The following is a 12,393-nucleotide window of genomic DNA, read 5'->3' on the forward strand; positions in this document are numbered from 1 at the left end:
CCATGACGATCGTCGAGAAATACTGGGACGACGCCCGCGAGGGCGACACGTGCACGAGCCCGAGCTACGTCGTGACCAAGGAACGCATTCTCGCGTATGCCGACCTCACCGGCGACCATACGCCCGTTCACGTGGACGAGGATTACGCGAACGCCAGCCATTTCGGCTGCCTCGTCGCGCACGGGCTGTTCGGCCTGTCCGTCGCCGACGGCCTGAAGACCCAGAGCGACTATCGGTTCCTGCCGGGCATGTCGCTCGGCTGGACCTGGGATTTCCTGCTGCCGATCAAGGTCGGCGACGTGCTGCACGTGACGTTCCGCGTCGGTTCGATGCGGGCGAGCAAGAGCCGCCCGGACTGGGGCATCGTCGTGCTGCCGTCGGAACTGATCAATCAGGACGGGCAGGTCGTTCAACGCGGCGAACATCGTCTGATGGTGCCGCGCCGTCCGGAGGCACGATGATGCAGGCTCGTCCCCTCGAAGGCATTCGCGTCGTCGACTACAGCCACTTTCTCGCCGGCCCGTATGTCGGGCGCTGTCTCGCCGCGCTCGGCGCCGAAGTCATCAAGGTCGAGCGTCCCGGCGCCGGCGACGCCGGGCGCCAGCACGCGACCGTGCTCGACGACCAGCAAAGCGGCTACTTCCTGCAGCTCAACATGGGCAAGCGCGGCGTGAGCGTCAACATGAAGGACGCGCGCGGCAAGGCGTTCATGCAGCGGCTGTGCGACTCCGCCGACGTCTTCATCGAGAACTACCGGCCGGGCGCGCTGGACAAGCTCGGGCTCGGCTATGCCGAACTGTCGGCGCGCAATCCGGGCCTCGTCTACTGCTCGATTTCGGCGTACGGGCACACCGGTCCCGACGCGCATCGCGCGGGCTTCGGGCTGATCGCCGAAGCGAAGAGCGGGATCATGCAGATGGTCGGCACGCCCGGCGAGCGGCCGCCGCTGCTGCGCATTTCGCTCGGCGACATGTACACCGGCATTCATGCGGTCGCGGCGATCAATGCCGCGCTGCTCGGGCGCGTGAAGAGCGGCCGCGGGCAACACGTCGACATGGCGCTGTACGACACGCTGGTGTCGATGCACGAATACGCGGTGCAGTGCTACACGCTGCAGGGCGTGCTGCCCGAGCAGACCGGGCACGACATGCCGACGTCGACACTCTACGGCGTGTTCCGTGCCGCTGACGGCGATCTCGTGATCGCCGCGCAGGTCGACGATGCGTGGAAGCGCTTCGCACAACTGATCGCGTCGCACGGCGGCCCGGCGGGTTTCGGCGCCGACACGCGGTTTCACGACAGCACCGGCCGCAACGCACACCGCGCGGAGATCCTGTCGGTGGTCGAGCCGTGGGTGGCCGCGCGTTCCGTCGCGTCGGTACTGGACCTGCTGGACGGCATCGACGTGCCGTGCGCGAAGGTGCAGCGCATCGACGAGGTGTTGAACGATCCGCAGATCCAGGCCAGGGGCATGGTCGTCGAGCAACAGCATCCGCGCTACGGGACGCTGCGTCTGCCCAACCTGCCGTTCCGGTTTTCCGATTGCGATACGACGATTCGCGACGTCGCGCCCGATCTCGGGCAGCACAACGCGGAAGTCGCGCGTTCCCTCGGGTTCGATTCGGCCGAAATCGACGCGATGCAGGCCGATGGCGTCCTCTATTCGAAAGCGAGCCAACGATGACTGATCGATACGCGGTGATCGGCAATCCGATCGGACACACGAAATCCCCGCTGATTCACGGCCTCTTCGCGCAAGAGACGCGACAGAACCTCCGCTATACGGCGATCGAAGGCCCGCTCGAGCCGGCAGGTGCTTTTGCTGCAACGGTGCGTGCGTTTTTCGATGGCGGCGGCAAGGGCATCAACGTCACCGCGCCGTTCAAGCTCGACGCGTTCGCGATGTCGGACGAACGCAGCGAGCGTGCGCGGCTCGCGGGCGCGGCCAACGCACTCAAGTTCGACGGCGGCCGCATCCTGGCGGACAACTTCGACGGCATCGGGCTGGTTCGCGATATCGAAGCGAATCTCAATCTGCCGATGGCCGGCAAGCGCGTGCTGGTGCTCGGTGCGGGCGGCGCGGCGCGCGGCGCGCTGTTGCCGTTCCTCGAAGCCGGCCCGGCGGAACTCGTGATCGCGAATCGCGACGTCGACAAGGCGCGCGCACTGGCCGCGCAGGTGGCCGGGCGCGGTCCGCTCGTGGCCGGCAGCTACGCGGACCTCGCGCGGATGGGACGTTTCGACCTGGTCGTCAATGCGACGTCGGCCAGCCTGACCGGCGACCTGCCGCCCGTCCCGCCGAGCGTGTTCAGTCCGACGGGAACCGCCTACGAACTCGCCTATGGCAAGCGGCTCACGCCGTTCCTCCGGCTCGCGAAAAACGCGGGCGTGCACGGGATCGCGGACGGCGTCGGCATGCTGGTCGAGCAGGCGGCCGAGGCGTTCGCATGGTGGCGCGGCGTGCGCCCCGCGACCAGTGCGGTGATCGACCGGCTGGCCGTGCCGTTCGACTGAACACGCGATGGGGTGTCGGCATGCAGCCGATCCCGATGCGCGACGGCATCGAACGCGGCAGGGGCGGCAGGCGCGATCGGGTAGACTCGGCGCGTCCATACGAACGAGCCACGTCGCGCGACGTTGCGTTGCCGCCGCCCGCTTCCCCCGCCCCTTCCCCGCCCTAGACCGTGCCGAACCCCGTCATGCCGGACACCACGCGCCCCGCTCGCCTGAACTTCGCGCTCATGTTGCCGCTGTTGCTGGCGGCCCAGCCGGTGGCGACCGACAGTTATCTGCCTGCGCTGCCTGAAATCGCCGCGACGCTGGGCTCCGCCAGCGTCAGCCTCACGGTGTTCGCATTGATATTCGGTGTCGGACAGTTGCCGATGGGCAGTCTGTCGGACCGGTTCGGCCGTCGCCCCGTCTTGCTGGCCGGCCTGACGCTCTATGCGCTGACCGCATTGGCGGCGGCGCTCGCGTCGACCGCCGCGATGCTGGTGACCGCGCGTGCGATGCAGGGCTTTGCCATGGCCGCGATACTGGTATGCGCCCGCGCGACGGTGCGCGACCGGTATTCGGCGGGCGACGGCCCGTACGTGATGGCACGCGGCTTCATGGGAATGGGGATGATGGCGTTCCTCGCCCCGATCGTCGGGGCGTACGTCACGCAGCACGCCGGCTGGCGATGGGTACTCGCGGGGATGAGCCTGTATGCGTTCGGCTTGCTCGTCATGTGCGCGTACGGCTTCGAGGAAAGCGCCGCGAGAATCGCGCCGCGCCGGAACTCGGCCGGGGACGTGCGCGAGATATTCGGCAATGCTCCGTTCAGGGTATGGACGCTGCTGGCCGCGTCGACGTACACCGGCATGTTCTGTTTTCTGCTGCTTTCTCCGACGATCTATATCCGGCAGTTCGGCATCTCGCCGCAGCGATACGGCTGGATCCCCGCGAGCGGGACGCTCGTCTACGTCCTGAGTACCTTTGGCTGCCGGCAGTTGCTGCGACGTCAAAGCATGCTGCGCACGGTGCGTCAGGGTGCAACGTTGAGCCTGTCAGGGGCGGTGATCCAGGCTTTGGGGTGTGCGCTGCTTCCCGGCAGCATCTGGCCGCTGCTCGTCGGGCATGGCGTGTATTGCCTCGGCCACGGAATCCATCAGCCGTGCGGGCAGGCAGGCGCGGTCAGCGGCCTGCCTCATCTTGCCGGTCGCGCGGTATCGTGGTCCGGCTTCATCATGATGTTCTTCGCGTTCGGCGTGGGACAGACGGCGGCGGTTTTCACCGATCCGCGCTATCAGTCGGGCGCGTGGCCGATGGTGGCGCCGATGCTCGTCGTCGGCGTCACGCTGGTCGCGATCGCGTTTGCGTGGTTGCCGAAAATCGGCGATGCGACTTTGGTCGCGGCAACGGTTCCGGCGCGCGCGGTGGAGGGTCGCTGAGTTGCGGTGGAGAATCGGCGGGTGAAGATCGCACGGCAGCGCCAGCAGATGCCAGTCGAACGCGAAACCCGTCGCGCGATAATCGGCCACGCGCTCGTCGCCCCCACGATGCTGGAGGTAAGGTCGGTACCGCGTCGTCGCGTTCGGTGCCGCGCAGCGGATCTCGAACAGGCACGGCAACCGCGAACCAAAGCGCCGCGCCGATCAGCCGATCCGGCGCGGACGAAACGCTCTCGGCTATCGGGAAAGCGGGAGGTACTGCGTTTTTCATGCACGCGGATCTCGCCGACCCAAGCCCCCCCAAACCATCAGCCCATCGTTTGCGCGAACGACTTCAGATACTTCATGCCCGTGTCGCACATGATCGTCACGATCGTGGCGTCCGGGCCGAGCCGTTCGGCGAGTCGCAATGCGCCGGTTACGTTGGCGCCGGTCGACGTACCGCAGAACAGCCCCTCCTCGGCGGCCAGCCGGAACGCCATGGCTCTCGCGTCCTCCGTCGAGACGCGCTCGAGTTCGTCCGCGATACCGTCGCGCCAAAGCGGCACGACATAGCCCGCGCCGATTCCGTCGATCTTGTGCGCCCCGGTCGGCCCACCCGACAGCACCGCCGATTCGGCCGGCTCGACACCGGCGATCCGGATGCGTGCGTCATGCTCGCGCAAGCGCCGCGAAATCCCGCGCAGCGACGCAGCCGTACCGACGCTCTGGACGAAACCGTCGAGACGGCCGCCGGTCTGCTCCCAGATCTCGTCGGCCATCTTCGTATAGGCGCCGAGCTGATCGGTGTTTTCCATCTGTGCGGTGAGGTATGCGCCCGTCTCGCCGGCGATCCGATGCGCTTCGCGAATCATGTCCTTCGTCAGCTTCTCGGTTTGCTTGCCGTTGTCGCTCGGGACGAGCGTCAGCTTCGCGCCGAGCAGGCGCATGTGATCGAGCTTCTCCTTCGCGAACGCATCCGATGAAACCAGATGCAGCGGATGCCGCTTGACGGCGCACACCAGCGCGAGCGACACGCCCGTGCTGCCGCCGGTGTACTCGACCACCGCGCCGCCGGCCGGCAGACGCCCATCGCGCTCGGGCGCTTCGATCATCGCCAGCGCGATCCGGTCTTTCATGCTGCCGGTCGGATTCTGGCTTTCGAGCTTGACGAACAGACGCGCGCCGTTCTTCGGGACAACATATCGTAACGGGACGAGCGGCGTGTTGCCGATCGTGTCGAGGATGCTGCCGGGAGTCGATTTCATGTTGATCTCTGAAGTGAACGAACCGGTACGAGCAGGCGGATGGCGGTTGAACAGATCCGGGAATGCCGGAAATGCTTCGCAGTCTAGACGCACGACGAGGCCTTGCGCCATAGTCATAAATGACATTAATGGCGGCATTTACGACATCCCTTCGGCATGGAAACCGCTCTCCGCCTGATCGGAAATCCGATGCATGGGCGGGCGCGGCGCAAGCGCACCACGCGTCGCCCGCCGCATTCGTTCAGACCGTACGCGACGCCAGCTCGCCCAGCACCGTGTCCAGCGCGACATGGCCGCGCAAGATATCGTCAGGATTGCTGTCGAAATCGATCCAGCCTTCGTTGAAGCCATCCAGCATGCGCATGCGCGGGAGCGGATGCTTCATACCCTGCGCGCGAAACAGCGCTTCCCACGTTCGCCTGTCGACGGCTTCCGCGCGCACGTCCCGGCCCAACACGCGAGCGAAGGCCAGCGCGAGATCGTGGGGGCTCACCCGGCGCGGGCCTTCGAGCTCGACGACACGCACCCCGCTCCACGTCTGCTGCAGCAGTTCCGCCGCAACACGGCCCACGTCCGCGGTGGCGACCATCGGCACGGGCTTGTCGAGCGGCTGCAGGTAACTGGCGACGACGCCCCCGTCGCGCGCGGACGCGACATCCCACGCGGCGTTCTCCATGAACCAGCCGGGCCGCAGGAACGTCACCGGCATCGGCATCTCGCGCAGCGCCTGCTCCATCAGCGTGAGTTGCGTGAGCAGATTGGTCTCGTGGGCCTGCGCGCCGATCGTCGACAGGCAAACGACCTTTTCCGGACGCGCCGTCAGAAGCGCGGCGGATACGGCTTCGATCACCTTCCGCGCCTCGGGAAACCCGGGCGCCGGATCGAACACCGGCGGCAGCAGGATGAAAACGCCCGACGCGCCGGCGAACGCGGCGGCAAGCGACGCAGGGTCTTCCATGACCGCGGTCGCCATCTCGCACCCGCGCTCCGCCCATGCCCTTGCCCGCGTCGTGTCGCGTACGACCGCGCGCACCGGCCGCCCCGCGGCCAGCAGCTCGCGGGCCAGTGCGCCGCCGACCTGGCCGGTGATTCCTGTGATGGCATACATTGCTCGTTCTCCATGTGTGAATACGTGGGTCGCATTCTGGACAAACGCCGAAAGAAACAAAACGACATGGATGGCATCAGATCAGTGACAACGCGTCATCAATTGGGCATGATCGACGCGGACGCCCGGCGGCACCGCGCCGTACGGCGTTCGCGCGTCGGCCTTCCGTGGGCCGCTCGCCACCCGCTCCCCGTATTCACTCGAACGACGATGAGATCCAGTAGCGAAAAACTGTCCGGCAGCATCAGCGTGTTCGCCGCCGTGGTCGATGCCGGGACGTTCGCGGCTGCCGCCGACGTGATCGGCATGACGCCGCCGGGCGTCAGCCGAGCGATTGCCCGGCTGGAAAGAAGGCTGAACATCCGGCTGTTCAACCGAACGACGCGATCCGTGTCGCTCACCGAAGAGGGCCGCCGCTTTTACGAGCAGGTCATGCCCCATCTCGCCGGGCTGGAGGAAGCCGCCGCGGCGGCCGCAGGCGGCGCCTCCGCCGTGCGCGGAAAGCTGCGAATCAATCTGGATCCGGTCGTCTACCGGGCCATTCTCGGGCCACGGCTCGATGCGTTCATGGACGCGCATCCCGAGCTCGAAATCGAGCTCATCGCGCGAGACAGCCTCGGCGACCTCGTCATGGACGGCTTCGACCTCGCCGTGCGATTCGGCGAACCGCGGGCGTCCAGCCTGATCGCGAGAAAGCTGCTCGACACCGGCGTCGTGACGGTCGCGGCGCCCTCGTACATCGCGCGCCGGGGGCGGCCGGCAAAACCCCAGGACCTCGAGAACGGACTCCACCGCTGCCTGGAATTTCGCAACCCCGAGACAGGCAAGCCGTTCGCGTGGGAATTCCATCGCAAGCGCAAACGCATCGTGGTCGACACCCGCGGACGCCTCACGGTCAACGATCCGGGCGCGCTGCTCAATGCGTGCCTCGCCGGTTCCGGAATCGCGCAGATGCTGTTGCTCGGCGCCGAGCCGCTGATCGCCGACGGCCGGTTGATCGATCTCTTTCCCGAGTGGGCCGACGAGCGGTATCCGTTATACGCGTACTACCCGTCCCGGCATCACGTGCCGGCAAAGACGCGCGCGTTCCTGGATTTCATGATCGAACTGACGGGCGTTCACGCGGACGTCGGCACGCGCTAGCGCGGTTCCGGCGGAGCCCACGGAACCTTGCCTCGGCATGCGCGGCGTACGACGGCGCCGCGGTCGACGCAGCGACGGCGTTCGAGCCCGGTCGCTCGCGTTGGCGAAGCCATGCCGGCCGTATCGAGGACGCTACCGATTGTCGGCGCGCAATTCCCGCACCCCACGGCCGAGCCGACGCCGCAGCAAGGCCCGCAACGTCGCCGCATCCGCATAGCCGACCTCGCTTGCGATCGTCTCCAGGTCGTAACCCATCGACACGAGGTTCTGCGCCCGTTCGATCCGGAGATCCTGGAAGAACGCCAGCGGCGACTTCCCGAGTACCGCCTCGGTACGGCGCTGCAACGTGCGCGGTCCGACGGCCAATGCCGCTGCCGCTGCCTGAAGCGAGAAACCCAGGGAAAGATTCTCGCGAGCCCAGCGCTCGAATCGCGCGACCAACGGATCGGCGTGTGCAAGGTAATCCGGAATGATGTATTCGGCTTGCGACGATCGCTTGTCGATCAACATGAAGCGCGCCACGAGCGTGGCCAGCTCGGGACTGGCCTGACGCAGCAACCACAGCGCCAAGTCGAGATGGCCCATGGCCGATCCTGCCGTGATCAGGCGATCCGCGGCGACGACCATGCGTGACTCGTTCAGATCGACCGCCGGATAACGTTGACGGAAAAAAGGCGACAGCGACCACGTAGTCGTCGCCTCGCGATGATCCAGAAGCCCGGCTTCGGCCAGCACGAACGTACCGATGCAGGCGGCGGCCACGCCGATGCCGCCAGCATGCCATGCACGAAGGTGCGCCATCGCAACGCGCACGTCTCGACGCTCCAGCGCCTTGGCCAGGCGCTCCGGCTCCCGGATACCGGGCGCAGGCACGACCACCCAGTCCGGGTGGCGCACGCTGCTTGCCGATTCCACCGGCATCGACAATCCATGCGCGGTGCGAATGCGTTTGCGCACGCCCGCCACCGTCACGTCGAAGGGTGGCGCGGCAAAGCCTTGAGCAGCAGCCAGTTCGTTGGCCATCGCGAAGGTATCCAGCAGCACCGTGAGCCCTGTATCGAACAGACCGTCGAGGGCCAGGATAGTCAATCTCATGTCGCAAACGTCGCTGTGAATATCGTTTACGACTATAGCCCAACCATCTGGTCGCCGCCGTCCTTGGCCAGGATCCGGCCGTCCACGGTGGCAGGAGAGTCGTGTTTCTGGCGAGCGACGACGACGAGGCCGCGGCGGAGGTCGGTGCGCTTGCGGAACAACTCGGCTTCGCGCCGATCCGGCTCGGCCGGCTTTCGGAAGGCGGATGGCTGGTGCACGCGCGCAGAAAAAGCTGGGGACACCTGATCTTCAAGGACCTGATCAGCTTTGGCTGACGGAGCCCGGTTTCCACGTATTTCGCCGAGTCGAATGGATCGTTGCCGTGCACCGCCGACGCCCGAACGGCGACGTGCGCGAATGACCGAACGCGTCCGGCTACAGTCGGACGCGTTCGGCTGTTGCCGACCCAGAACGGCCCTTCAGATTTATCCAAAGCGGCCAATCGTTGTGACGTGCGGCGGGGTTTTATAGCCACGCTCGATGAGTATCTTGGCCTCGGCGCGACTGCGAAATCATTCCCGATTAAATCGCTTCTCCCGCAGCGTGCCGTTGGAACCTTCAACGGAGTCGTTCTGCCAAGGGCGGCAAGAACGGACACAGCGTGTACGATCTGGTCTTCAAGAAAACCATCCAAGGAGAGAGGAATGAATCCGGAACAGGCCCGAGCCGAAGAAACCCAGGCGATGGAGCGCATGGTGGCCGCCACGCTGCGCGTGCAGAGTACGTTCGCCTCGATGCAGAAGCAATTTCCGCCGCAAGGCAGCGGCGAGCCTTCGCCGTTCGCGCTGCAAACCTTTGATGCCGCTCTGCAGGAACTTGAAGACGCACAGGCCGCGTTCGATGCGCTGCTGAACGATCTGATCGACGGTAACCGCTAAAGGCTACGCCCTTATCCGCACCGATTGTCGACGATCTAAAAAGCTGTGTCGAACGGCCGTTCGCGGCCGCGTGCCGACCTACCCTGTCCGCAACACGGCCGGATCGATTTCGCGCGCGGTCAGCCCGAATTTCGCCATGCGGGCGCGATGATCCGGCGAGCCGAGATATGAACGAAGCCGTCGGTTAACCGCCGCCAGAAGATCCCGGTTTTCCCGGTTGAACGAAAACGCGCCCAGCGGAGGCGTCCGCTGGTTGCCGTTTACCTCCGGCTCGTGCGCGACGTCCTCGATCATCGCGCGGCCTATCCGGCTCGCAACGATCCGGTTTCCCAAAGCCGTGCTCGCGTAGGCGTCGATCACGCCGGAGAGAACGGCCGCGATCGCGTCGGCTTGCTGCTCGAAGACGACGATCTGCCGCCGACTCACGCCCGACGCGATCGCGGAATCATGCTGCACCTGCCCTGCAATGATGCCGAGACGCGCATCGGGACGTTCGGCGATCGACGCATAGCTGCGCAGCGCCTTCGGGTTGCCGGGCCGGACCAGAAAGCCGTCGTCGATCCCCCACACCGGCACGCTGAACGCGACGGTATCGGCGCGCTTCGGCGTCACGAAAAGCGGCACGTTCATGTCCCACCGACCTGCTTCGACGCCCGGCAGCAATTCGCCGAACGTCGTCGGGCAATACCCGATCCGGGTGACGCCTATCTGCCGGAGAATCGTCCCCGCGAGGTCGAGATCGGCGCCGGTGGCGGTGCCGTCCGCTTCGGTCCAGCCGAACGGCGGTTCTTCGATGTATGCAATGGTCAACTTCATCGCTTTCTCTCGCAAGCCGAAGAATCGATCGGGAATTCATCAGCTTACCGTGGGAAGTCGAGGTCCACTAAGGTCGACAAAATTATTCCGGGTGTATGCAGGTTGATGACATTTTCTTGACGCAACCGCCGATGACGTCATCGATCCGGACATCGCCCGCCTGATGCGACAGGCGTGCCGGCGTGGCGGAATGAATTGGCTCCACGCTATTCGACGTTATCCGCGACATCCGTCATCCGGATCATGTGAGGCTTGATGCCGTCGTCTTCCGCCGTCGCGGCTTCCTTCGGATGGATCAGCGCCTCGAGCCGCGCCTTCGTCGCGATGAACTCCGGCGTATTGACCTGCGAATAATCGCGCGGCCGCGGCACCGGCACCTCGATCAGCTCCTGTACCCCGCCCGGATTCGCCTTCAGCACCAGGATCCGGTCGGCCAGAAAGATCGCCTCGTCGAGGTCGTGCGTGATGAACAGGATCGTCACGTCGATGTTGCGCCAGATGTCGAGCAGGTGCGTCTGCATCCTTGCACGCGTCTGCGCGTCCAGCGCGCCGAACGGCTCGTCCATCAGCAGGATGCGCGGACGATTCGCGAGCGCGCGCGCAATCGCCACGCGCTGCTTCATGCCGCCCGACAACTGGTGCGGATACACGTCGGCAAAACGCGTCAGCCCGACGAGATCGAGCCACTGCAACGCCTCGCGCTCGGCCTCGCCGCTGCCGCTGCCGTTCATGCGCAGGCCGAACATCACGTTCTTCTTCACCGTGAGCCACGGAAACAGCGTATAGCCCTGGAATACCATCCCGCGATCGGCGCCCGGCCCGTCCACCGGCTTGCCGTCGAGCAGCACCTCGCCGCTCGTCTGCGCGTCGAGCCCGGCGAGGATCCGGATCAACGTCGACTTGCCGCAGCCGGACGGGCCGATCACGCACACGAACTCGCGCCGGTGCGTGCGGAAGCTGATGTCGTCGAGCGCGACGCACTCGCCCTGCGGCGTCGCGAAACGCTTGCCGACGTGCCGCACGTCGAGTATCACGTCGCGGGCCTTCAGGCGTGCGAAGCGCTCGCGTACCGCGTCGGATTGAATCAGGTAATCGGGAACGGCTTGCGGGTTCTGCATGATGCCCTCTGCGGAAATCGGTCGATGGATACGTGCGGGCGGCGCTCACGCTTTCAGCGTGCGGTCCCACGGAAAGAGCCGGCGGCCGAGCAGCCCGAGCACGATGTCGGTGCCGAGGCCGATGATCCCGATCATCAGGATTGCCGCATAAACGTTGTCGAAATGCTGGTAGCGCGCCTGCTGACTGATGTACCAGGTGATGCCCGAACTCGTGCCCACCAGCTCGGCGACGATCAGGTAAGTCCACGCCCAGCCGAGCAGGATCCGCTGATCGCGATACAGGTCCGGCAGCACGCCCGGAATCACCACGTGCGTGAGCAGTTTCAGCTTCTTCGTGCCGAGCGTCATCGCGGCCTCGAACAGCCCGTATTCGAGCTTGCGCGTGGTGTTCGCGACGATCAGCACCTGCTGGAACAGCGTGCCGATCACGATGATCGCGATCTTCGGCGCGTCGTAGATGCCGAGAATCGCGACCATCAGCGCGCCGAACGCGGGCGCCGGCAGGTAGCGGAAGAACTCCAGGAACGGCTCCTGCAGCCGCGCGAGCGCGCTGAACGTGCCGCAAACGATGCCGAGCGGCACGCCGATCGCGGACGAAATCACGAAGCCCCAGAAAATGATGCGGATGCTGTGCCACAGGCTTTCGTGCAGCCACACGCCGTCGCGCGATGCGGGCGGTGTCGTGAACGCCGTGTAGAACGCGCGCAACACCTGATGCGGCGCCGGCAGGTAGACCGGATTCGCGCGCACGCCCTCCGGTACCGCCGCATGCGTCGCACGCGCATGCGCGAGCTCGTCGTCGAACACGTCGCGGTCGATCTGCATGCCGGTCTGGAAATAGTCGACGCTTCCCGGGTTCGTGATGCGCATTTGCGGATGCCAGACGAACGGTACGTAGCTGATCAGGCACCAGACGGCGAACGGCAGCAGGAACGACGCCAGCCCGAGCGTCCATTTGCCGCGCGTCGTCAGCTCGCGGCGTACGGCGAGCCATCCGGTCGTGTTGCGGGTCGTTGTCATCGGAATCTCCGTATCGTTTCGGATGCCGGTCGCGCG

General features: G+C 65.9%; 12 protein-coding genes and 1 pseudogene. 7 read left to right on the forward strand and 6 right to left on the reverse strand.

Features of this window, described 5'->3' with window-relative positions; translation table 11 throughout:
• Window positions 1–2: 2 nt before the first annotated feature.
• The 4 genes from WS54_RS31535 (at window position 3) to WS54_RS31550 (ending at window position 3,932) form a co-directional block, all read left to right on the forward strand.
• Window positions 3–461: a MaoC family dehydratase gene (locus tag WS54_RS31535; RefSeq protein WP_034209024.1), complete on the forward strand. Its 459-nt coding sequence runs from the start codon at window positions 3–5 to the stop codon at window positions 459–461.
• On the forward strand, window positions 461–1,684 hold the full coding sequence (locus WS54_RS31540) for a CaiB/BaiF CoA transferase family protein (RefSeq protein ID WP_059781724.1): 1,224 nt from the start codon (window positions 461–463) through the stop codon (window positions 1,682–1,684). The genes WS54_RS31535 and WS54_RS31540 overlap by 1 nt, the downstream gene beginning before the upstream one ends.
• Window positions 1,681–2,514, forward strand: a complete 834-nt coding sequence (gene aroE / locus WS54_RS31545) for a shikimate dehydrogenase (RefSeq protein WP_059781713.1) — start codon at window positions 1,681–1,683, stop codon at window positions 2,512–2,514. Before WS54_RS31540 ends, aroE begins: the two co-directional genes overlap by 4 nt.
• Window positions 2,515–2,699: 185 nt before the next feature.
• Complete coding sequence (locus tag WS54_RS31550; protein WP_059781715.1) at window positions 2,700–3,932, forward strand: MFS transporter; 1,233 nt, start codon at window positions 2,700–2,702, stop codon at window positions 3,930–3,932.
• Window positions 3,933–4,240: 308 nt separating this feature from the next.
• On the opposite strand, the gene WS54_RS31560 is transcribed toward WS54_RS31550, so the two are convergent.
• Both WS54_RS31560 and WS54_RS31565 read right to left on the reverse strand, forming a co-directional pair.
• Window positions 4,241–5,317 carry a PLP-dependent cysteine synthase family protein gene (locus tag WS54_RS31560; RefSeq protein WP_236872821.1) on the reverse strand — a complete coding sequence of 359 codons (1,077 nt, stop codon included), beginning with the start codon at window positions 5,315–5,317 and terminating at the stop codon, window positions 4,241–4,243.
• A gap of 103 nt (window positions 5,318–5,420) precedes the next feature.
• Window positions 5,421–6,287: an NmrA family NAD(P)-binding protein gene (locus tag WS54_RS31565; RefSeq protein ID WP_059781719.1), complete on the reverse strand. Its 867-nt coding sequence runs from the start codon at window positions 6,285–6,287 to the stop codon at window positions 5,421–5,423.
• Between the two features lie 210 nt (window positions 6,288–6,497).
• Between WS54_RS31565 and WS54_RS31570 the strand changes: the two genes are divergently transcribed.
• Entirely contained in the window at window positions 6,498–7,430 is a 933-nt protein-coding gene (locus tag WS54_RS31570; protein ID WP_059781721.1) for a LysR family transcriptional regulator, read from the forward strand.
• A 132-nt stretch (window positions 7,431–7,562) separates the two neighbouring features.
• Here the strand turns inward: WS54_RS31570 and WS54_RS31575 are convergent, their stop codons facing one another.
• Window positions 7,563–8,525, reverse strand: coding sequence for a helix-turn-helix domain-containing protein (locus WS54_RS31575; RefSeq protein ID WP_059781722.1), 963 nt, complete (start codon window positions 8,523–8,525; stop codon window positions 7,563–7,565).
• A gap of 41 nt (window positions 8,526–8,566) precedes the next feature.
• On the opposite strand from WS54_RS31575, the pseudogene WS54_RS31580 reads away from it, so the two are divergent.
• Both WS54_RS31580 and WS54_RS31585 read left to right on the forward strand, forming a co-directional pair.
• Window positions 8,567–8,800 (forward strand): annotated as a pseudogene (locus tag WS54_RS31580) (NADP oxidoreductase coenzyme); the annotation flags it as partial.
• Between the two features lie 369 nt (window positions 8,801–9,169).
• Window positions 9,170–9,403: a hypothetical protein gene (locus WS54_RS31585; protein WP_011549124.1), complete on the forward strand. Its 234-nt coding sequence runs from the start codon at window positions 9,170–9,172 to the stop codon at window positions 9,401–9,403.
• A gap of 78 nt (window positions 9,404–9,481) precedes the next feature.
• Here WS54_RS31585 and WS54_RS31590 read toward each other — a convergent pair whose 3' ends face one another.
• The 3 genes from WS54_RS31590 to WS54_RS31600 form a co-directional block, all read right to left on the reverse strand.
• Complete coding sequence (locus WS54_RS31590; protein WP_059780706.1) at window positions 9,482–10,219, reverse strand: transporter substrate-binding domain-containing protein; 738 nt, start codon at window positions 10,217–10,219, stop codon at window positions 9,482–9,484.
• A 206-nt stretch (window positions 10,220–10,425) separates the two neighbouring features.
• Window positions 10,426–11,337: an ABC transporter ATP-binding protein gene (locus tag WS54_RS31595; RefSeq protein ID WP_034209015.1), complete on the reverse strand. Its 912-nt coding sequence runs from the start codon at window positions 11,335–11,337 to the stop codon at window positions 10,426–10,428.
• A 45-nt stretch (window positions 11,338–11,382) separates the two neighbouring features.
• A complete protein-coding gene (locus tag WS54_RS31600; protein ID WP_050015417.1) occupies window positions 11,383–12,357 on the reverse strand; it encodes an ABC transporter permease in 975 nt (324 codons plus the stop codon).
• Between the last annotated feature and the right edge of the window lie 36 nt (window positions 12,358–12,393).

Source organism: Burkholderia sp. NRF60-BP8 (assembly GCF_001522585.2).
GTDB lineage: Bacteria > Pseudomonadota > Gammaproteobacteria > Burkholderiales > Burkholderiaceae > Burkholderia.

Bases quoted from the DNA above. Each gene is read 5' to 3' on its own strand.
- WS54_RS31535 (WP_034209024.1), top strand. From the start codon at position 3: ATGACGATCGTCGAGAAATACTGGGACGACGCCCGCGAGGGCGACACG.
- WS54_RS31540 (WP_059781724.1), top strand. From the start codon at position 461: ATGCAGGCTCGTCCCCTCGAAGGCATTCGCGTCGTCGACTACAGCCAC.
- aroE (WP_059781713.1), top strand. From the start codon at position 1,681: ATGACTGATCGATACGCGGTGATCGGCAATCCGATCGGACACACGAAA.
- WS54_RS31550 (WP_059781715.1), top strand. From the start codon at position 2,700: ATGCCGGACACCACGCGCCCCGCTCGCCTGAACTTCGCGCTCATGTTG.
- WS54_RS31560 (WP_236872821.1), bottom strand. From the start codon at position 5,317: ATGCCGCCATTAATGTCATTTATGACTATGGCGCAAGGCCTCGTCGTG.
- WS54_RS31565 (WP_059781719.1), bottom strand. From the start codon at position 6,287: ATGTATGCCATCACAGGAATCACCGGCCAGGTCGGCGGCGCACTGGCC.
- WS54_RS31570 (WP_059781721.1), top strand. From the start codon at position 6,498: ATGAGATCCAGTAGCGAAAAACTGTCCGGCAGCATCAGCGTGTTCGCC.
- WS54_RS31575 (WP_059781722.1), bottom strand. From the start codon at position 8,525: ATGAGATTGACTATCCTGGCCCTCGACGGTCTGTTCGATACAGGGCTC.
- WS54_RS31585 (WP_011549124.1), top strand. From the start codon at position 9,170: ATGAATCCGGAACAGGCCCGAGCCGAAGAAACCCAGGCGATGGAGCGC.
- WS54_RS31590 (WP_059780706.1), bottom strand. From the start codon at position 10,219: ATGAAGTTGACCATTGCATACATCGAAGAACCGCCGTTCGGCTGGACC.
- WS54_RS31595 (WP_034209015.1), bottom strand. From the start codon at position 11,337: ATGCAGAACCCGCAAGCCGTTCCCGATTACCTGATTCAATCCGACGCG.
- WS54_RS31600 (WP_050015417.1), bottom strand. From the start codon at position 12,357: ATGACAACGACCCGCAACACGACCGGATGGCTCGCCGTACGCCGCGAG.